This is a genomic window from Pseudomonas brassicacearum (assembly GCF_918698105.1).
Lineage (GTDB): Bacteria > Pseudomonadota > Gammaproteobacteria > Pseudomonadales > Pseudomonadaceae > Aquipseudomonas > Aquipseudomonas brassicacearum_F.
The window spans coordinates 104,295-123,893 of record NZ_CAKKMI010000002.1 but is presented as its reverse complement, the minus strand read 5'-3'; the positions used below and the strand labels follow the sequence as shown (position 1 = coordinate 123,893).

Annotated in this window: 16 protein-coding genes; 11 read left to right on the top strand and 5 right to left on the bottom strand. The window is 61.7% G+C overall.

Going from position 1 to position 19,599, the window contains the following annotated elements; genetic code table 11:
• The first annotated feature begins 51 nt into the window (after window positions 1-51).
• The 11 genes from LQ215_RS01620 to LQ215_RS01570 all read left to right on the top strand — a co-directional run bounded on the left by LQ215_RS01620 (window position 52) and on the right by LQ215_RS01570 (window position 9,016).
• Entirely contained in the window at window positions 52-816 is a 765-nt protein-coding gene (locus tag LQ215_RS01620) for a hypothetical protein (protein WP_230147110.1), read from the top strand.
• A 224-nt stretch (window positions 817-1,040) separates the two neighbouring features.
• Window positions 1,041-2,549, top strand: a complete 1,509-nt coding sequence (locus tag LQ215_RS01615) for an alpha/beta hydrolase domain-containing protein (RefSeq protein WP_230147109.1) — start codon at window positions 1,041-1,043, stop codon at window positions 2,547-2,549.
• 21 nt (window positions 2,550-2,570) lie between these two features.
• Window positions 2,571-3,053: a DUF6644 family protein gene (locus tag LQ215_RS01610; protein WP_230147108.1), complete on the top strand. Its 483-nt coding sequence runs from the start codon at window positions 2,571-2,573 to the stop codon at window positions 3,051-3,053.
• A gap of 40 nt (window positions 3,054-3,093) precedes the next feature.
• On the top strand, window positions 3,094-3,582 hold the full coding sequence (locus LQ215_RS01605; protein WP_230147107.1) for a DUF6644 family protein: 489 nt from the start codon (window positions 3,094-3,096) through the stop codon (window positions 3,580-3,582).
• Window positions 3,582-4,322, top strand: a complete 741-nt coding sequence (locus LQ215_RS01600) for a DUF6162 family protein (RefSeq protein ID WP_230147106.1) — start codon at window positions 3,582-3,584, stop codon at window positions 4,320-4,322. Before LQ215_RS01605 ends, LQ215_RS01600 begins: the two co-directional genes overlap by 1 nt.
• Window positions 4,319-5,251 (top strand): metal ABC transporter solute-binding protein, Zn/Mn family, encoded by a 933-nt coding sequence (locus LQ215_RS01595; protein ID WP_230147105.1) that lies wholly within the window; start codon window positions 4,319-4,321, stop codon window positions 5,249-5,251. Before LQ215_RS01600 ends, LQ215_RS01595 begins: the two co-directional genes overlap by 4 nt.
• Before the next feature lie 14 nt (window positions 5,252-5,265).
• Window positions 5,266-5,946 carry a metal ABC transporter ATP-binding protein gene (locus LQ215_RS01590; protein ID WP_230147104.1) on the top strand — a complete coding sequence of 227 codons (681 nt, stop codon included), beginning with the start codon at window positions 5,266-5,268 and terminating at the stop codon, window positions 5,944-5,946.
• A complete protein-coding gene (locus LQ215_RS01585; RefSeq protein ID WP_230147103.1) occupies window positions 5,943-6,848 on the top strand; it encodes a metal ABC transporter permease in 906 nt (301 codons plus the stop codon). The genes LQ215_RS01590 and LQ215_RS01585 overlap by 4 nt, the downstream gene beginning before the upstream one ends.
• On the top strand, window positions 6,845-7,837 hold the full coding sequence (locus tag LQ215_RS01580) for a metal ABC transporter solute-binding protein, Zn/Mn family (RefSeq protein WP_230147102.1): 993 nt from the start codon (window positions 6,845-6,847) through the stop codon (window positions 7,835-7,837). The genes LQ215_RS01585 and LQ215_RS01580 overlap by 4 nt, the downstream gene beginning before the upstream one ends.
• A gap of 22 nt (window positions 7,838-7,859) precedes the next feature.
• Complete coding sequence (locus tag LQ215_RS01575) at window positions 7,860-8,183, top strand: hypothetical protein (protein WP_230147101.1); 324 nt, start codon at window positions 7,860-7,862, stop codon at window positions 8,181-8,183.
• Window positions 8,184-8,191: 8 nt separating this feature from the next.
• Window positions 8,192-9,016, top strand: a complete 825-nt coding sequence (locus LQ215_RS01570; RefSeq protein WP_230147100.1) for a DUF4198 domain-containing protein — start codon at window positions 8,192-8,194, stop codon at window positions 9,014-9,016.
• Between the two features lie 97 nt (window positions 9,017-9,113).
• On the opposite strand, the gene LQ215_RS01565 is transcribed toward LQ215_RS01570, so the two are convergent.
• The 5 genes from LQ215_RS01565 to fabF form a co-directional block, all read right to left on the bottom strand.
• A complete protein-coding gene (locus LQ215_RS01565; protein WP_230147099.1) occupies window positions 9,114-12,872 on the bottom strand; it encodes a M10 family metallopeptidase in 3,759 nt (1,252 codons plus the stop codon).
• A 108-nt stretch (window positions 12,873-12,980) separates the two neighbouring features.
• Window positions 12,981-14,306, bottom strand: a complete 1,326-nt coding sequence (locus LQ215_RS01560; RefSeq protein WP_230147098.1) for a TolC family protein — start codon at window positions 14,304-14,306, stop codon at window positions 12,981-12,983.
• A gap of 1 nt (window position 14,307) precedes the next feature.
• The gene (locus tag LQ215_RS01555; RefSeq protein WP_230147097.1) at window positions 14,308-15,618 is read right to left on the bottom strand and encodes an HlyD family type I secretion periplasmic adaptor subunit; all 1,311 of its coding nucleotides are present in this window, start codon (window positions 15,616-15,618) and stop codon (window positions 14,308-14,310) included.
• A gap of 19 nt (window positions 15,619-15,637) precedes the next feature.
• Window positions 15,638-17,353, bottom strand: coding sequence for a type I secretion system permease/ATPase (locus LQ215_RS01550; RefSeq protein ID WP_230147096.1), 1,716 nt, complete (start codon window positions 17,351-17,353; stop codon window positions 15,638-15,640).
• A gap of 927 nt (window positions 17,354-18,280) precedes the next feature.
• Window positions 18,281-19,567 (bottom strand): beta-ketoacyl-ACP synthase II, encoded by a 1,287-nt coding sequence (fabF, locus tag LQ215_RS01545; protein WP_230147095.1) that lies wholly within the window; start codon window positions 19,565-19,567, stop codon window positions 18,281-18,283.
• Window positions 19,568-19,599 lie beyond the last annotated feature (32 nt).

The following is a 19,599-nucleotide window of genomic DNA, read 5'->3' as shown; positions in this document are numbered from 1 at the left end:
TTCATGGGCACCGAACCAAACCAAACCGGCCAGCAGCGTGGAGACGTTTCAATGAAACCGACACGAACCTTGAGCGCAGCAACGATTTTCCTCGGCGTCGTCCTCGTGACCGTCGCCGGGGTGTGCAATGCGGCATCGTCGAAAACCCAGAACAACACCCGCCCGGACATCAGCGGCACCTGGGAAAGAACCCCGGACGACTGGTTCGGCGAGAACCCGGACGATCCGGTGCACCCGGGCGGGCCGATGGACCTGAAGGAACCCTATGCCCGCCAATACGCCGAGCTGAAGAAGAAACAAGCCGCCGCGAACGAAGCCGGTACGCCTATAGCCACGACGAGCTCCAAGTGCCTGCCCGAGGGAATGCCGACGTTGATGGCAGCACTCTTCCCGATCCAGATCATCCACGACGATAAGCAAGTGATTGTCCTCGGTGAGTACCTCCAGCAAGTGCGGCGGATTCTTCTGAACCAGGCATTGCCACCCAAGGAGAAGCTCGACCCCAAGTACCAGGGCCATTCGCGCGGCCACTGGGAAGGCGACACGCTCGTGGTGGAGACCCAACGCGTGCGAACAGACGTGACGTTCTATGACGTTCCCCACAGCGATGAGATGAAGATCACCGAACGCATCAGGCTACGCGGGCCGGATCACTTGGAAGACCAGGTAGTGATCGAGGACCCGCAGGTGCTCAACACCCCGTATCGCTTCACGTTCGACTACAAGCGCTCCAACTACGCCATTCAAGAGTATGTCTGCGAGAACAACCAGATCGTCATCGACAGCGAAGGCAAGGCGTCCCTGAGCCGTGAGTGAAACCCCACCGCGAGGTCAGTGTTGGGGCTGCTGCGCAGCCCAGCGGGAGCAAGCTCCCTCGCCACGGTTTTGTGTTGGGCTGGGTAGCGTGGGGTATTCAGATTCCATGACGTTGCCCATCAACCTGTGGCAAACACCGCCTTTTGTGGCGAGGGAGCTTGCTCCCGCTGGGGTGCGAAGCGCCCCCAAAACCAGGCTGACTTTGCTTTCTTGGAGGTGACCGGATGGAACGACCAATCACTATCAGCCTCCTGCGGCCGACGCTGCCAGGCGCCCTGCTGTCGCTGATTCTCAGCGCGAACACTTTTGCCGAGGTGCCCCGCATGCCCACGGCCATCGCCGTGCCGCCCTCCAGCGTGGCACCGCTGTCGTCGGCGAAACGTCCGGGCACCGAACACAGCGACCTCGACAAGTACGGCTACGTCGAAGAGGAGTTTTACCTGCAAGGCGTCGCCCCGGCCATTACCGCCGCTGGCAAGACCCTCTTCGAGGCGCCTTACACCACGCGCATCCTGGTACGTAAACCGGCGGACCCGGCGCACTTCAACGGCACGGTGGTGATCGAGCCCTTCAGTTGGTTTGGCGAGCGCGCCGCTGGATGGATCCTGACCCGTGATTACTTGCTACGGCGTGGCTACGCATACGTCGGCTACACGCTGAACATGAACAAGCCGGCCGTCGATCCCAAGTTCATCTCAGACACCCCGGCCGCCGAGGCCGAGCAGATCGCCCAGTACGGACGGATCGTCAACTTCGAGTTCATGCGCCGCTTCGACTATGCGCGCTATGCGCCGCTGGGCACCTATTACGATCCAGAACGCTTTACCCGCGGTGAAGGCCCCGATCCATTCGTTCCACAGTCACAGGGGATCGCGGCGCAGCTGGCGTTGCTGCTCAAAACCAATGCGGCGCAAGGGCCGCTGGCAGGCCTCGACGTGCAACGCGTCTACGTCAATAGCTGGGCCGTGACCGCGCAAGTCTGGATGGACTACCTCGACCAGGGCCGCCACCAGCAATGGCGCATGCCCGACGAAAGGCCACTGATCGATGCCTACATGACCGGGCGCATGGCCTATGGCGAGGTCGGTGGCGACGTTATCCGACTACCCCGCAAGATGCCCGACGGCGTGCCGTTCGTGACCGTCTACAGCCAATCCGAACTGATGCACGACGTGATCGAGGGCATCGACCTGCCGCCAGACAGCAACAGCCCGCAGCTTCGCTACTACGAAGTGACCGGCATGCCGCATCTGCGGCTGGCCGACCTCGGTACCGAACATACCGAACTGTTTGCCGCCGACATCGGCAAGGGCGACGACCCACGGTGCCGGACGCTGTACGACGAGCCGGCGGAGCTGGTCGTCTCGGCGCTGGTGGACGGCATGGACCGATGGGTGCGCGAGGGCAAGGCCATGCCGAAGGCGCCGCGGGTCGTGCGCGAGGGCAAGGCCGCCGTGCGCGACCCCGCCAGCGGCAACCTGCAAGGGGGTGTGCGTCCGCCGTGGATCCAGGTGCCCAGCGCGGCCTACCTCACCGACCAGGAGACCGGCTGCGGCCTGATCTATGACACCAAGGCGCCCTATTCCAAGGACGTGCTGCGCCAGCGCTACGGCAGCTTCAGTCATTACGAACAGGCATTCGAAGACGCCAAGCGCCTCTCGATCAAGCAAGGCTATCTCCTTCCGGAAGATGCAACGGGCCTGCGTCCGATCGCAAAACCCCAAGACTTCTAACCCCATGCGGAAGCAAAGCAAATGTCATCAGAACTCATCATCGCCTGGATCTACGCGTCACCGTTGAGCACCGCCATCAGGGACCTGTCCTGGGTCGTGCCGACCATCCAGAGCGTTCATATCGTCGCCATCGCAGTGATCTTCGGCGCCGCCGTGATCTCTGACCTGCGCCTGGCCGGCGTGTTCGCCACCGACGAGCCCATGGCTGGTGTCGTGCGCCGTTACTTCCCGTGGATGCGCGCCGCGCTCATCGTCCTGCTCCTCACCGGGCTGGTCATGATCATCGGCGAGCCAGACCGCGTACTGGTCAACACGACGTTCTGGCTGAAGATGTTCCTGGTCGTCGCCGTGTTCACGCTGGCCTGGTCAATCCGGCGCCCATTGCTGCGCCCCGCCGCTCAGGCGCAAGGCGCTGACGAGAAGCCTCCCTTCAAGGCGCTGGCCTGGCTGTCGATCGCCCTGTGGTGCGGCGTGATCTTCTGCGGCCGCTGGATTGCCTACTGACCCCAGCGTTTTCAATGAACGTTTTTCTCAGGTATTCGCCATGGACATTCAATCGATACTGCAAGCCCTCGAGGACACTTCGCTCGCCGCCTACATCAGAGAGTCGGGCTCGTTTTTTCCAAACCTGGAGTCGGTGCATGTAATCGGCATCGCCCTCGTGTTCGGCACCATCGCTGTCGTCGACTTGCGCCTGCTCGGCATCGCCTCCCATCGTCGAAGCGCGCTACGGCTGATCCAGGAACTGCTGCCATTCACCTGGGTCGCCTTCGCAGCCTGCGTAATCACCGGCCTGCTCATGTTCACCTCCAATGCCACCACCTATGCGCAGAACAGCGTGTTCTGGTGGAAGATGGGCCTGTTGCTGCTGGCGGGCATCAACATGGGAATATTCCACCTGGGCGCCTATCGCCGGATCGACGAATGGGACACGACCCTGCCGCCTCCCAGCCAGGCCCGTATCGCTGGATTCAGCTCGTTGACGTTGTGGGTGAGCGTGATCTGCCTTGGCCGCTGGATCGGGTTCGTCTGATGGCTCGCCTGTCGCACACCTGCCCCGGCGATGACGCCAACGGCGCGATCCAGGTCGTGCGCCCGGCTTCCAGCCGCTGGGAATCGCTGGCCCTGTTGCTGGCGGCCCTGGTCATCATCGCCAGCGTGACAGGCTATGTGCTGCTGCGCCCGCAGCACGCCGGCCCACCGAAACCCTTGAGCTGGCAGGTGCGCTCCTTCGATGGCCTGGGTGCCGTCGACCAGGCCATCCACAGCGCCCTGCTGCCCGCCGGTGAAGAAATCATCTGGAACAACAACGACACCGGCGGCTGGATCACGCTGGAGCAGGCCCAGAAGATCCTGCTGCCGCCGTTCTACCGGGACGCTTTCTGGAAGACCAATGGCGAGGTGCACTGGCAGTTGATCCTGCCTGGCACCCACCTGCCCCATGCCGGTTCCGTCGATGATCACGACGCCGCCGACGCCCCGCCGGCCCCGAGCCCTAGCGATGTATCGCAAGCCACCCAAGGCCAGGGTGCCACGGTCTACTACGGCTCCGGCGGTCGCGCGCCCGGCCAGAGCGCCTATCTGCTCGTCATTGGGCACGCCCATGCCGGCGTCATGTGGGCCAACCAGGCGACGATCTGGGTCCATCGCGACCCGAACGCGCCCTACCCCGGCATCGTCAAGCCTGAATCGCTGGTCGGTAGCGGTTGGCGCCAGGTCATCCCTTACGACGGTACCAGCGAAGTCGAACGTGTAAAAGGAAACCAGCCATGACCGTTTCTGCCAGGCACCGCGCACTGTGGCGTCGTTGCCTTGCGCTGCTGGTGCTGATACCCGCCATCGCACTTGCTGGCCCGACTGCGCCCTTGGGCAAGAAGCTCAAGATCGGCGTCACCCTGCACCCGTACTACAGCTTCGTGGCGAATATCGTCGGCGATAGGGCCGAGGTCGTTGCGCTCATCCCGGCGCAGGCGAACCCGCATAACTATCAGCCGCAGCCCGACGACATCACCCGTGCGATGACCCTCGATGCCCTGGTCGTCAACGGCATCGGCCACGACGAATGGGCTTTCCAGATCATCAAGGCCGCGGGCCGCGGGGCGACGCTGCCGATCATCCAGGCCAATGCCTCGGTGGCCCTCATTCCCATCGGCGGCGACCAGGACGGCGCCAAGGTGGTCAATCCGCATACCTTCGTCTCCACCACGGCCGCGATACAGCAGGTCTTCGAGATCACTCGCCGGTTGGGGGAGCTGGACCCGGGCAACGCTGCGGCGTATCGACAAAACGCCCTGGCCTATGCCGCGCGCATCCGAGCGCTACGGGCCGGCTTCATGACCCGCTTCGCCGCGCTGGATTTGTCTTCGTTCCGCTGCGCGACCACCCATGCCGGCTACGACTACATGATGCAGGAGTTCGGCCTGTTCGTGAGCGCGGTGATCGAGCCTCGTCATGGCGTCGCGCCGACCGCGCGCCAGTTGGCCAACACCATCGACGCCATCAAGAAGGCCAACGTGAAGGTGTTGTTCGCCGAGAAAAATTTCTCCCTCGATCTCGCCAAGCCAATCGAGGCCGCCACCGGCGTGAAGGTCTTCTCGCTGTCTCACATCACCGGCGATACCTACAGCGCGGACGAATTCGAGGTGGCGATGCGCGAAAACCTCGAGACCTTGGCCGAAGCCGTCGAGTTCATGCAGCGATGAAGGAGAGCCAAGCGATGCGCGGTCCCGCCATAGTGTTCGATAACGTCTCCCTGCGACTGGGCGGCACGCAAGTGCTTGAAGACGTCAGTTTTCGGGTGGAAGCAGGTGCCCTGCACTGCCTGGTCGGTCCGAACGGTGGCGGCAAGACTTCCCTGGTGCGCGCACTGCTGGGCCAGATGCCGCATTCGGGAACGGTCCGCTTCGAGGGCGAAGTCACCACCCCCGTGGGCTATGTCCCGCAATTGCCGGACTTCGACCGCAACGTGCCGATGACGGTCAACGATCTGATGGCCCTTCTCGGTCAACGCCGGCCAGCCTTCCTGGGCGCCAATCGAGCCGCCAAGGCGGCCAATGCCGAGGCCCTGTCGCGTACCGGCGTGGCCGGAATGGGCGCCCAACCCTTTGGCAGCCTGTCCGGCGGCCAGCGCCAGCGAGTGCTGCTGGCCCAGGCGATCAGCCCGGCGCCCTGGCTGTTGATCCTCGACGAACCCACCGCCGGCATCGATGAGCCGGGCGTGCGGCTGGTGGAGGCGCTGGTGGCCGAGTTGCACGACCGTGGCGTCACCATCCTGTGGATCAACCATGACCTGGAACAGGTCAGGCGCATCGCCCAATCGGTGACGGTTATCAATCGCACCGTGCTGTTCCATGGCGCCCCCGAGCAAGTCGCCTATTCATTGGAGGGGGCCCAATGAGCGCCCTGTACGATTTCATTCGCAACCAGCTGCAGGCGCTTGCCGCCAGTGGCATCCTGCCGCAGCCGTTCGAGTACGAATTCGTGATCAATGCACTGCTCTGTGCGGTGCTCATCGGACCGCTGCTGGGCGTGCTGGGCTCGATGGTGATGATCAAGCGCATGGCGTTCTTCAGTCAGTCCGTCGGCAATGCGGCGATGACCGGCGTCGCCATTGGCGTGCTGATCGGCGAGTCCTACACCTCCCCCTACTTCTCGATGTTCGGCTTTTGCTTGTTGTTCGCGCTGACACTGAAGTACACGCAGCACCGCACCACGCTGGCCAATGACACGCTGATCGGCGTGTTCCTGTCCATTTCGCTGGCGGTCGGCGCCTCGCTGTTGCTGTTCGTGTCGGCAAAGATCAACACCCACGTGATGGAAAGCGTGCTGTTCGGCTCCATCCTGGCGGTGGACCACACCGACATGAATGTGCTGCTGGGCGTAACGGCGCTGTGTGCGCTGCTCGGACTGCCGCTGTACAACGGCATGCTGTTGGCCAGCCTCAACCCGAGCCTGGCCCATGCCCGTGGCGTGCGGGTGCGCAGCGTCGAGTACCTGTTTGTGGTGCTGGTCACCCTGGTGACGGTCGCCTGCCTGAAAATTATCGGCGCCGTGCTCGTCGAAGCCCTTCTGCTCATACCGGCAGCGGCAGCGCGCAACATCAGTCGCTCACTGCCGGGGCTGGTCGCGCGCGCCATCCTGATTGCGACCTTTTCCTGCGTGGTGGGCATCCTGGCGCCGATGCAGTTTCACATCCCGGTGCCAACAGGCGGGGCCATCGTGATAGTCGCCGCCCTGGTGTTCATCGCCACCACCGTCATGCGCGCCACCGCGTCCCGGTTCAGGGGGGCCAGCGTATGAACAGGCAATGGCTCTACAGGTCCTGGGGGACGATGCTGGCACTGCTACTGGGCATGCCGCTTTCGGCCTTTGCCGATACCGGCAAGCAGCAAGTGCTGGTCGCATTGCCTGCCGCGTATGCGCTCACCTCGGCACTCAGCGCCGGCACGACCCTTGAGGTCGTCCGTGTTCCGGCGGACGCGGCCGTGCCCATGGAAAGCCAGGCCACCGCGCTGTCACGCTTGGACGCCGCGGTGTTCCAGCAGGCCGAAGCCGTGATCACCCTCAGCAGTCTCTGGCGCGCGGATCCGCTGTATGCCACGGCACGCCGCCACAATCTGCGGATCGTCGAGATCGATGCTTCGCGCTCATGGGACACCATCAAGCCCGGCGTGGCCGCGACCCGCGTGCCAGCGAACGACGTTCCCTGGGCCGCCGCGAGCGATGCCGATGCGGGACATTCCCCGTACGCCTGGCTCGGCCCCGTCAACGCCATGCGCATGTCGGCGCTGATCGCTGCCGACCTGGCACGCCTGGCCCCCACCGATGCGCCACGGATAGAGCGCAACCTCGCCGCGCTCGAAGGCCGCTTGCGCCGGCTCAAGGCCGACTACGGTGCCCGGCTGACGGCCGTGCCGGACCTGCGCGTGCTGTCGCTGGCCAATGAGTTCATCTACCTGTTCGGCGAATTCGGCGTCTTCGTCGACGGCTGGTTCATCCAACAGGACATCGACTGGAGCGACACCGACCGCGCTGCGCTGACCCGCTACCTGCGCGAGCGTGACATCCGTGTGGTGGTCCACAAGTGGGCACCGGACGCCAAAATCGCCAAGGCCATCGAGGACGGCGGCGCACGGCTGCTGATACTCGATATGGGCAACCCGGGCATGCTCGCCGACAAGGCCAACGGATACGAAGCACTCCTGGGTTCGAACCTGGAGGCCCTGCTGGCGGCCTTCGCCACGACTGGCAACGACACGAGGGGCGATGGTCAGTCGCCTCCCCAATGACCGATCTTGACGACGAGACGTTATGAAACCCATAGGTTCACTACTGCGGATACCGATGGCAGGCGCCTTGATGTTCTGCCAGGCCACCTTCGCCCACGGTCCCGTCTTCGATTGCTACATCGAGGGCGATAACCAGGTGAAGTGCGAGGCGGGCTTCACCGATGGCAGTTCGGCCGCCGGCAGACAAATCCATGTCCAGGACCCGAGCAACAAGGTGTTGCTCCAAGGCGAGGTCGGCAAGGACAACACCTACACGTTCCAACCCCCCGCCGGAAACTACTCCGTGGTGTTCCTCGGTGGCGCCGGCCATGAGATCACGATTCAGTCTTCCGACATTTCAAGGTGAAAACGACCATGACGTTCAAGCGAAAATTGCTCCAAGCCCTGGCCGCGACAACATTCACCGGCTTGACCGGCGCGGCACAGGCCCATTTCCAGATGCTCTACCTTGAGGAAACGGCGCTGCAACGCGCGGAAAAACTCGAGTTCGCCCTGGTGTTCACCCACCCCTTCTCCGGCGGCCCCACCATGACCATGGACGAACCTCGCGCCTTCAGCCACAGCAGTTCCCATGGCGAGGAAAAGGTCGATCTGCGCAAATACTTGCGCCCCGTCGAATGGCAGAGCCGCGACAGCCGAACGACGGCCTATCGCGCCTCGATTCCAAAGGAGTTGGTGCGCTCACTGGGTGACCACATCTTCGTACTTGAACCCGAGCCCTACCTGGAAACCGAGGAAGACGTGTACATCCAACAGTTCGCCAAGCTGATCGTGAACGTCGGTGGAGTCCCCGGCAACTGGGCAGAACCACAAGGGTTGCCGGTGGAGATCCAGCCATTGAACAAGCCTTATGCCAACTGGACGGGCGGTGTGTTCCGCGCCGTGGTGCTGGCCGATGGCAAGCCTGTGCCGTTCGCCGAAGTTGAAATCGAATACGTCAACCATTCCGTTGACCTCGAGAAAAACGCCTTCGGCCAGCAAGACTATGTCACCGCCCCCCAAGCGTCATTCAAAGCCCAGAGCACCTATGCGGACGCCCAAGGCATTGTGACCATCGGCCTGCCCCGGGCCGGCTGGTGGGGCATCGCGGCGCTCGACATCGGTTCGACGAAAACCCACAAGGGCAAACCCCTGTCGCAAGACGCGGTGCTGTGGGTGCAGGCCAGGGACATGAAGTGACAACGCGCGGCAAATCCCAAGGCTCACGCGCAGATGTTTACCAGTGAGCCCGGTTCCGGGCCCAGGATTGTTTCCCACAGGGCCCGAAACCGCTCTTTCAAGCGATCAGATCATTGGCAGTGAGCGTATTGACACCCACCAGCTGAATCTCAAAATCCGCCCCCAGGTCGCCATTGACGTTGCCATACAGCACCTGATCGACGAAGCGCAGTTGTCCTGCAGCCGTGAAGGCATTCGAATCGATGAAGCTGAACGAGTCGGCGAGCGCAGTCAGGAGATTTGCATCCAGCTTCGACAGGTCCAGCTTGTCGCCCTGCAGGCTGCTGAAGTCGGAAATGGAATCACGGTTGAAACCTGTGCCCAGCTCACCCGGCGTATTGAAAATAAAAAGGTCGCTTCCGGTTCCGCCAGTGAGACTGTCACTGCCCAGGCCGCCGATCAGTGTGTCATTGCCCGCCCCGCCATCCAGCACGTTACGCCCGGCGTTGCCGATCAGCACATTGTCCAGGTCATTGCCGATACCGATGAAGGCAGTGCCCGTCAGCGTGAGATTCTCCAGGTTGGCACCCAGGATCCAGCCAACCGAAGAACGCACGGTATCGATTTCACTGCCCTGAACGGTGGTTTCGCTGATGACATCGCTGAGGTTGTCGACCACGTAGGTGTCGTTGCCTGTACCGCCAACAAGGGTATCGATACCGCTGCCGCCGTCCAGTGTGTCGTTGCCTGCTCCACCACTGAGTACGTTGTTGCCGGTGTTGCCGATCAGCACGTTGTTCAGGTCGTTGCCGTTGCCATTGAGGTTGGCGCTGCCGGTCAGCGTGAGGTTCTCCAGATTGGCACCCAGGCTCCAACTCAGGGAGGAGCGCACGGTATCGATTTCACCGGCCAGGGTGCTGGTTTCGCTGATGACATCCTTGAGGTTGTCGACCACGTAGGTGTCGTTGCCAGTGCCGCCACTCAAGGTATCGGCACCCGCACCACCATCAAGGAAATCGTTGCCTGCCCCGCCCTGAAGGTTGTTCACGGAGGCGTTGCCCACTAGACTGTTGCTCAGATCGTTGCCGATCACCGTGAATGCCCCGATGCCGTTGAGGACGACGTTTTCGACGTTGCGTAGATTGTTCAGGTTCAAGTTGACGACACTGCTCGACGAACTGGCGGCATAAGAGAGGGTCAAGCCATCGCGGCCCTGATCGGCACTCTCTTGTACCAGGGTCAGTTCATCGGCCCGATCGAGCACATAGGCGTCATTTCCCGCGCCGCCGATCAGGGTGTCCCGCCCGGCGCCACCGTTCAGCACGTTGTTGCCGGCGTTGCCGGTCAGCACATTGTTCAGCGCGTTGCCGGTGCCATTGAGATGAGCCGAACCGGTCAGGACGAGGTTTTCCAGGTTGGCGCCCAGGGCCCAGTTCACCGAAGAACGCACGGTGTCGATTTCGCTGGCCAGGACGGTGGTTTCGCTGACGACATCCTTGAGGTTGTCGACCAGATAAGTGTCGTTGCCGGTACCGCCAACCAAGGTATCGATACCGCTACCGCCGTCCAGTGTGTCGCGGCCAGCGCCACCACTCAGCACATTGTTGCCGGCGTTGCCGATCAGCACGTTGCCCAAGGCGTTGCCAGTGCCGTTGAGCAGGGCGGAGCCGGTGAGGATGAGGGTCTCCAGATTCGCGCCCAAGGTCCAGGTCACCGAGGAGCGCACAGTATCGATTTCGCTGGCCAGGGTGCTGGTTTCCCTGATGACATCCTTGAGGTTGTCGACCAGATAAGTGTCGCTGCCGGTACCGCCAACAAGGGTATCGATACCGCTGCTGCCGTTCAGCGTGTCGTTGCCTGCTCCACCACTGAGTACGTTGTTGCCGGCGTTGCCGATCAGCACGTTGTTCAGGCCGTTGCCGTTGCCATTGAGATTGGCGCTGCCGACCAGCGCGAGGTTCTCCAGATTGGCCCCCAGGCTCCAACTCAGGGAGGAGCGCACGGTATCGATTTCACCGGCCAGGGTACTGGTTTCGCTGACGACATCCTTGAGGTTATCGACCACGTAGGTGTCGTTGCCAACACCGCCAATCAAGGTATCGGCACCCGCACGACCATCAAGGTAATCGTTGCCTGCCCCGCCCTGAAGGTTGTTCACTGAGGCATTGCCCACCAGACCGTTGCTCAGGTCGTTGCCGATCAACGTGAACGCCCCAGTGCCGCTCAGGGTGACGCTTTCGACGGTGCGCAGATTGCTCAAGTTCAGGTTGACGACACTGCTCGATGAACCGCCAGCGTAAGTGACGATCAGGCCATCACTGCCCTGATTGACACTCTCTTGTACCAGGACCAATTCATCGGCCCGCTCGAGTACATAGGTGTCATTCCCCGCGCCGCCGATCAGGGTGTCCCGCCCGGCGCCACCGTTCAGCACGTTGTTGCCGGCGTTGCCGGTCAGCACATTGTTCCGCGCGTTGCCAGTGCCATTAAGATGAGCGGAACCGGTCAGGACGAGGTTTTCCAGGTTGGCACCCAGCGTCCAGCTCACCGAAGCGCGCACGGTATCGATTTCGCTGGCCAGGGTGCTGGTTTCGGTGACGACATCCTTGAGGTTGTCGACCACGTAAGTATCATTGCCGGCACCGCCAACCAGGGTATCGATACCGCCGCCACCATCCAGGGTATTGGCGCCGGCGTTGCCGTTGATGCGGTTGTTCAACGTGTTGCCCGCGCCGTTGAGATTGGCGGTTGAGCCCAGTGTCAGGGTCTCGATGTTGGCGCCCAGGGTGTAATTGACGGACGAGATGACCGTGTCAATTTCGCTGGCCAAGGTGCTGCTTTCCTGCACCCTGTCACCGATGTTATCGACAATGTAAGTGTCGTTGCCCGTGCCACCGATCATCGTATCCTTGCCGGCACGACCGTTCAGAAGGTTGGCCAACGCATTGCCGATCAGTGTGTCGTCATTGGCCGAACCGACTGCGTTCTCAATTTTGGCGCCGTAGGCGATCGCCAATCCTTCATTGAAGGCCGTTTGGGTGTCGAGCTTGAGAAACGTTTGGCCGATCTTGCTGAACTGGCCTTCATTCAGATTGATGCGCACCGCTGCCAGCTGGTTGCTGGCGTCAATCGTGTCATTGCCGCCTGCGTCCCAGATCGTCTCGAAAACCGATTGGCCGACGGCCCAGCTGTAGGTGTTATTACCCGTCTGCCACTGGGTGTTTGCGCCATAGAGACTCTGTATGGCGGCAATGTCCAACAACATCGGCGTGGTCGGCTCATAGGCGTAAGCGGTGTTGTAACTCATGATCGTGTAACGGACGTCATCGTACTGAGCAGAAAGCACCGTGGAGTTCGACGCGCTTGGGGAAAACGGATGTTTGAGGCCCAGGGCGTGACCGATCTCATGCATGAACACCAAGTAGTCGTAGGTGCCCTTGGCCGGAGCCGGGTTGTTCGTGACTGGCCCCAGCCAGACATCACCGGCGCTGGGGGTATTACCAGGAAAATAGCCCCAGGCAGCGGTGTCGCCGTCCATGTTCAGGTAACCGCCGAATCGCAAGTCACCGACGTTGCTGGCCGTCTCGCTCACCTGTTGGAATTTGATGTTGGCAACCGAACTCCATGTACCTAGCGCACTGACAATGCCATTTTTCTGCGCCGACGAAAGAACGTAACCGGCTTCATATTCATTTTCGCTGCTGTAGTCGCTGGCGAAATACGAACTCATGGTCATGAAGCTGTACGTCAGGGACGTGGTAAACGCTCCAGTGCTCGTATTTCCAGCCCAATAAGTGCCGTAGAGCAAGCTGTTGACCTGTGTACTGCCGGTCAGTCTTGCATACGAAATGGATGAGTAACCTAATGGACTGGGCATCTAAGCTTCCTGTGGGCTAGCTGCGGACCTTCCTGGATGCGGCCGCTACATAGTGGGTATTTTGCATGAGAAACAGCAGCATTGATATCATTTGGCCACTGCTTTTTTTCATCCGGAATCCGACAATGATGGTGCAACCAACCATTCATTAGCCTGGCGAATATCCCCATCTCCCAATCTTCCGCTCCAGCGATGCAGCACCAGCAAGCTGGTCACGAATTTGTATTGGGACTGATAGAAATCACGCCGTGCACGGAACTCTTCCTTGATGCTGTCCAGCACATCGACTGCGTTCTTGACGCCGTAGCCGAAGGCTTTTTCCGTGGCTACCCGAGACTTTTCAGCCGATTCCAGCGCACGCCGTGTGGCCTTGATCCGGCTGAGTTCGGCGCTCATACCGAGATAAGCCGTGCGGGTTTCCTTGATGACCTGGCGACGCAAGGCTTCCAGTTCTTGCTGGGCGGCTTCCTTGTCACTTTCGGAACTCGCTACACGTGCACGGGTGGAGCCCCCGCTGTAGAGCGGCACCTGCAAGTCCAGGGAGGCGACGAGGTTGTCCGAGCGAGGCGTCACGGCGCCTTCATAGCCAATATCACTGCGTTGCGCCGTCAGGTTCAGGCCCAGCCGAGGAAGATGACCCGCCTTGTTTTCATCGATAGCCGCCTCGGCGGCGCGGACACTGTGCTCGCGGGCGTGCAGTGCCGGGTTGCTGTCGAGCGCCGTCTGTATCCAGTAATCCTGCGCCTGGGCCGGCAGGCTGAAGGCTGGATTGTCGCCGATGCGCTTGAACCGCTCGCTGACATCGCGCCCTACCAGTTCGGAAATGGCTTCGCGACTGACCAGGACTGTGTTGCTGGCTTCGATCTCGTCAGCCTTGAGCGCATCCACCCGCGCCTCAAGATCGAGTGCGTCGGTCACCATCGCCATCTGCCGCGCGTACAAGGCCTTGACCCGCTTGAGGTTACGTTCGGTGGCCTGCAGCTCGCTGCGCACCAGCGTCAACTCGTCCTCCGCCGCAAGCACGGCGAAGTAACGCTCGGACAAATCAATGCTGGCCTGCACCTGCGTATCGGCCGACTCGTAGCCACTCTGCCGGGTCAATTCAATGTACTTCTGATAACTGCGCCAGACCTGCGGATCGTAGATCACCTGATTGAGCACCACGGCCATGCGCTTGCCGTTGTACTGGGTACGGTTCAGGTCGTCGTCGCGTCGGCCGCGGTTGACGCTGCCGCTGGCATTGAGCTGCGGCAACAATTGACCGAAGGCCGCGCGCTCCTTGCCCTCGCCGCTTCGAACCAGGGCTTGGGCCCGCAGCACACGCGGATCAGCGCCCTGCGCTTCCTGGTGCAATTGCCACAGGTCGACATACGTATCGTCAGCGAGCGCTCCCAGCGGGATGAGGGCCAGGCACAGCGTGATCAGGAGCTTCATCTCAGTCCTCGATCAACGAACGGGCGAACACATTGCTCGCCGGCTGTATCAAGTACTGCAACAACGTTCGCGCGCCCGTATTGACCAGCACTTCGACCGGCATTCCCGGCACCAGGGTCAGGTTGCCCAGCGTCTGGCGCCCTTTGTCCGTCAGCGCCACGCGTGCCAGGTAATAAGCCGTGCCGGTGTCCTTGTTGATCAGGCGGTCGGCGGAAACCTGCACCAACCGCCCTTCGATGACGGGCGTGGTGCTGCTCTTGAACGCGCTGAAGCGAATGTCCGCCAGCTTGCCCAATGCGATGCGGTCGATGTCCATCGGCGACACTTGCGCCTCGACGATCAGTTCCTCGTTGGCCGGGACGATGTCCAGCAGCGCAGTGCCTGGGCTGACCACGGCGCCGAGGGTATGGACCGTCATGCCGATGACCATTCCGGACTCGGGTGCGAGGATATCGGTCCGTTGATCGCGATCCTGCAGAGTGGCCAGTCGCTCGCGCAGTTCGTACACCTTGGTCCGTGCATCGCCCAACAGGCCGGCTACTTCGCTGGCGAAGGTCTTTTTCAACTGCAGGATCTTCAATCTCGCCTCGTCGATATGGACATGCGCTTGCGCAATCTCGGACTGGCTTTCAGCTATTTCAGTTTGCAGGCGAGAGAGGCTGCGCTCCTGCTCGCGCAGACGCTGTTTGTCCACGTAGCCTTCGGCAAGCAGCGCCCGCAAATCGACTATTTCTTCTTGATAGGAAGCCGCCAGCGCCTGCTTGCTGGCGATGATGGCCTTGAATCCGCGAATCTGTTCTTCGATTTGTCCGATGGTCTTCTCTTGCAAGCCGATTTCGCCCAGCAACGAGGTCCGTCGGGTCTGGAAGATCCGGGCTTCACTGTCGCGGGCCTCCTGCACTCGCGGGTCTGCGGGATCGAGGGTAGGCAGCGCCAGAGGCTCGGGCAGTGCGTCACGTTCAGCCTCCAACCGGGCCTGCAGTGCGAGCGTGGCAATCAACTGGCTGCGCATGGCTTCCATTTCCGAACGGGCCTGGGTGTTGTCGAGCACCAGCAACACATCGCCGGCTTTCACCCGATCACCGTCATGCACGCGCAGCTCGCGCACGATGCCGCCTTCAAGGTGCTGCACCGTCTTGCGGTAGCTTTTGACCGTGACCACGCCCGGCGCGAGTGCCGAACTGTCGAGCGGGGCCAACGCAGCCCAGCCACCGAACAGGCCAAAGGTGACCAGCAGCATGAGGTAGCCGACGCGTCTTACCGGCGTGTCATCGACAAGCAACGGGGTGGATGAGTGTTGACTGTTTTGCATGAATTCGCTCATCCGCTTCCTACGGTTGAATTGCGCCAGCCTGGCGGGCCGTGGGTGTCGCGTCGCGCAAGCGGGCCAGAACCTGGTCCCGCGGCCCAAACAGGCTTAGTTCACCATGATTGAGCACCAACAATTTATCCACCTGCGCCAACACCCCGGGTCGATGGGTAATGACAAACACCGTCGCCCTGCTCTGCTTGAGCTTTTGCAGCGCCTCGGCGAGCATTTTTTCGCCGGCCTCATCCAGGTTGGAGTTTGGTTCATCGAGCACCACCAGGCGCGGCTCACCGTACAAGGCGCGCGCCAGGCCGACACGTTGCCGCTGGCCGCCGGACAATCCACCGCCATTGGCGCCGATCAAAGTGTCGTAGCCATCGCTCAGTTGCAGAACCAGCTCATGCACACCCGCCATGCGCGCGGCAGCGACCACGGCAGGTGCGTCCACCGGGCCGAAGCGGGAAATGTTCTGGCTGATCGTGCCCTCGAACAACTCGATGTCCTGTGGCAGATAACCGATGTACGGGCCCAACTCCTCCCGACGCCATTGGCTGATGTCCGCACCGTCCAGGCGCACGGTGCCGGCCAGGCTTGGCCAGACGCCCAACAACGCCCTGGCCAGGGTCGACTTCCCGGCACCGCTGGGGCCAATGATGCCCACTGCCTCGCCCGCGGCCACCTGAAAGCTCACGCCGCGAATAATCGGCTTACGAGCGTCCGGGGAACCGGCCGAAAGACCCTCGACGCGAATCGCCCCTTCAGGTGCCGGTAGCGACATGCGTTCAGGCTCGGCGGCAATCTTGAGCAGCAATTCGTGCAGCCGGGCATATTGCGAGCGGGCGCCCAGGAAACCTTTCCATACCCCGATCAACTGATCGATGGGCGCCAACGCGCGCCCTAGCAAAATCGAGCCAGCAATCATCAGCCCGGACGAAATCTGGTGATTGATCGTCAAATAGGCGCCCAGGCCCAGCACCAGCGACTGAACGATCTGCCGGAATGTCCTGGACGCCGACGTCATGGTTGCGGCGCGGTCACTGGCCAGGCTTTGCAGCGCGAGGACCTTGTGGGTTCGCCCGCTCCAGTGCTGGCGCAGGCTGGCAAGCATGCCCATGGACTGCACCACTTCGGCATTGCGCAAGCTCTTGTTGGTGAACGCAGTGGCCGCCATCTGTTCACGGTTGGCAGTCTGTAGCGGCGAGTGGGTGAGCTTTTCGTTGGCAAAGGCCAGCGCGCCCAGCAACACGGCACTCACGATCCCCATCCAGCCGTACCAGGAATGAAACATGAACATGACGGCCAGGTAGATCGGGATCCACGGCGCATCGAAAAAGGCAAACAGGCCATTACCCGTCAGAAACTGGCGCAAACCGTTCAGATCGCTCAAAGGCTGGGCAGTGGCATTCATGCCGCTGGTATTGAGCGCCTGCTTGAAACTGGCGTCGAACAGGCGCTGGCTCAGCAGCGTGTCCAGGCGAGTGCTGATCCGCACCATGATTCGCGAACGCACCCACTCCAAACCACCCATGGTGATCATCAACAGCAACATGATCAGCGTCAGCATCAACAGCGTCGACAGGCTGGCGCTTCCTACCGCGCGGTCATACACCTGCAGCATGTAGAACGAAGGAACCAGCATCAGCAAGTTGACGAAAAAACTGAAAAGACCAACGGAAAGAAAACTACCTTTGCAGACGGCAAGGGCGCCTTCCAGTTCGGTCCTGGCGTGGGCTGACATGGTTCGTTACCTGAGGTCCGATTCTGATCAAACCTGAAAAATCACAAGGGCACAGGTGCATGAGCGCCTGGAATATCTTTCGGCGGGACAGCACTGAAGCGCCCGCACAATCGGATCTACCCCGTTGTATCGGCACGTTTTTTCAGTTCTTAAGGAAAAATTGAAATTGGCGTCACCGAGAGGACCGCGTCTCTCTAAAAAATGGAAAGCGCCCTTTTTGGCCTAGGTTTTATGGATGGGTTTTAGGGGGGTGTGGGAGCGAGCCTGCTCGCGATGGCGGTGGTTCAGTCACATGGATGCCGGGCTTGCCGGCCTTTTCGCGAGCAAGCTCGCTCCCACAGGGACTTGCGGTGAACATTGATTGCGGGGCTGCTGAAAACCCAATGTGGGAGCGAGCCTGCTCGCGATGGCGGTGGCTCAGTCACATGGATGCTGGGCCTGCCGGCCTTTTCGCGAGCAGGCTCGCTCCCACAGGGACTTGCGGTGAACATTGATTGCGGGGCTGCTGAAAGCCCAATGTGGGAGCGAGCCTGCTCGCGATGGCGGTGGTTCAGTTACATGGATGCTGGGCTTGCCGGCCTTTTCGCGAGCAAGCTCGCTCCCACAGGGACTTGCGGTGAACATTGATTGCGGGGCTGCTGAAAACCCAATGTGGGAGCCTGCTCGCGATGGCGGTGGTTCAGTCACATGGATGCCGGGCTTGCCGGCCTTTTCGCGAGCAGGCTCGCTCCCACAGGGGAAACGCGGTCTCCATCAAGAACCAGGTCGGCTATAAGGCCGCCTCGGGATGGACGTTGATCTCGGGCGCCCCGTTAACCACGATGGCCGAACGCAGGCATTGTGGAGTGGGCATCCCGGCATGGATGCCGGGATAGCTCGGCCGTTACCGCAGCAACGGACATACACACCTAACCCAACTACCCACACTCACGCCTCCCAACGACGAAACAACACACTGGCATTAACCCCACCAAACCCAAACCCATTGGAAAGCGCATGGGTAATCGGCATCTTCCTGGCCTTCAGGCCAACCAGATCAAGCCCCGCAGCGGCCTCGTCAGGATGAACCAGATTCAGGGTAGGCGGAACGATCTGGTCCCGAAGCGCCAACACCGTGAAAATAGCCTCGATACCACCAGCCGCCCCCAGAAGATGACCGGTGGCCGATTTGGTGGAAGTGATCGCCACATCGGAGCCGCGCCCGAATACCGAACGAATCGCCGCCAGCTCGCCGTTATCGCCAACCTGAGTAGACGTCGCGTGGGCATTGATATGCTGCACATCGGCTGAACTGACAGCGGCTTGGCGCAGCGCCTGTTCCATCGCACGCCGGGCCCCGTTGCCGTCTTCCGGCCCCGCTGTCAGGTGATAAGCATCAGCGCTGGTGCCATAACCCACCAGTTCTGCCAGGGGCTTGGCGCCACGGGCGAGAGCGTGTTCCAGTGACTCGATCACCAGCAACCCGGCGCCCTCGGCCATGACAAAGCCGTCGCGATCACGATCAAACGGCCGCGAGGCTTCTTGCGGGCGCTCGGCAAAACCGCTGGACAGTGCGCGGGCGGCGGCAAAACAACCCAGGGTCACGCGGTCTATTGCCGCTTCCGTACCGCCGCATATCGCGATATCTGCTTCGCCGCTTCGGATGAGCCTGGCCGCGTCGCCAATGGCCTGAACCCCGGCCGCACAAGCGGTGACCGGCGCGCCAAGCGGGCCTTTGAACCCGTGCCGGATGGACACCTGCCCGGCCGCCATATTCGCCAGAAAGGCCGGTGCCGTGAACGGTGACAATCGGCGCGGACCACGGGCATCGGTGGTGCGCACGGCATCGGCAATCGTGCCAAAGCCCCCCACGCCCGAGGCGATGATGGTCGCCGTCCGCTCCTGGTTATGGGCATCGGTCGGTTGCCAGGCGGCCTGTTGCAACGCTTCTGCGGCCGCCACCAGCGCGAACTCGATGAAGCGGTCCATCTTCTTGCGATCCTTGGCCGGGATGATGCGCTCCGGGTCGTAACCGGCGATGGCGTCCTCCGCCAACGAAGGCACCTGGCCGCCCACGGCCACGCCCGTTCCCTCAGTAATATCGTCAGACAGGATGCGAATGCCGGAGCGCCCGGCCAACAACCGCTGCCAGACTTCTTCAACGCCACAGCCCAACGGGCCGACAATGCCCACGCCGGTGACGACGATGCGTTTTTGACCTTGGGAAGTCATCATTGGAACCTCTTCATATCAGTCAATGTTCACTA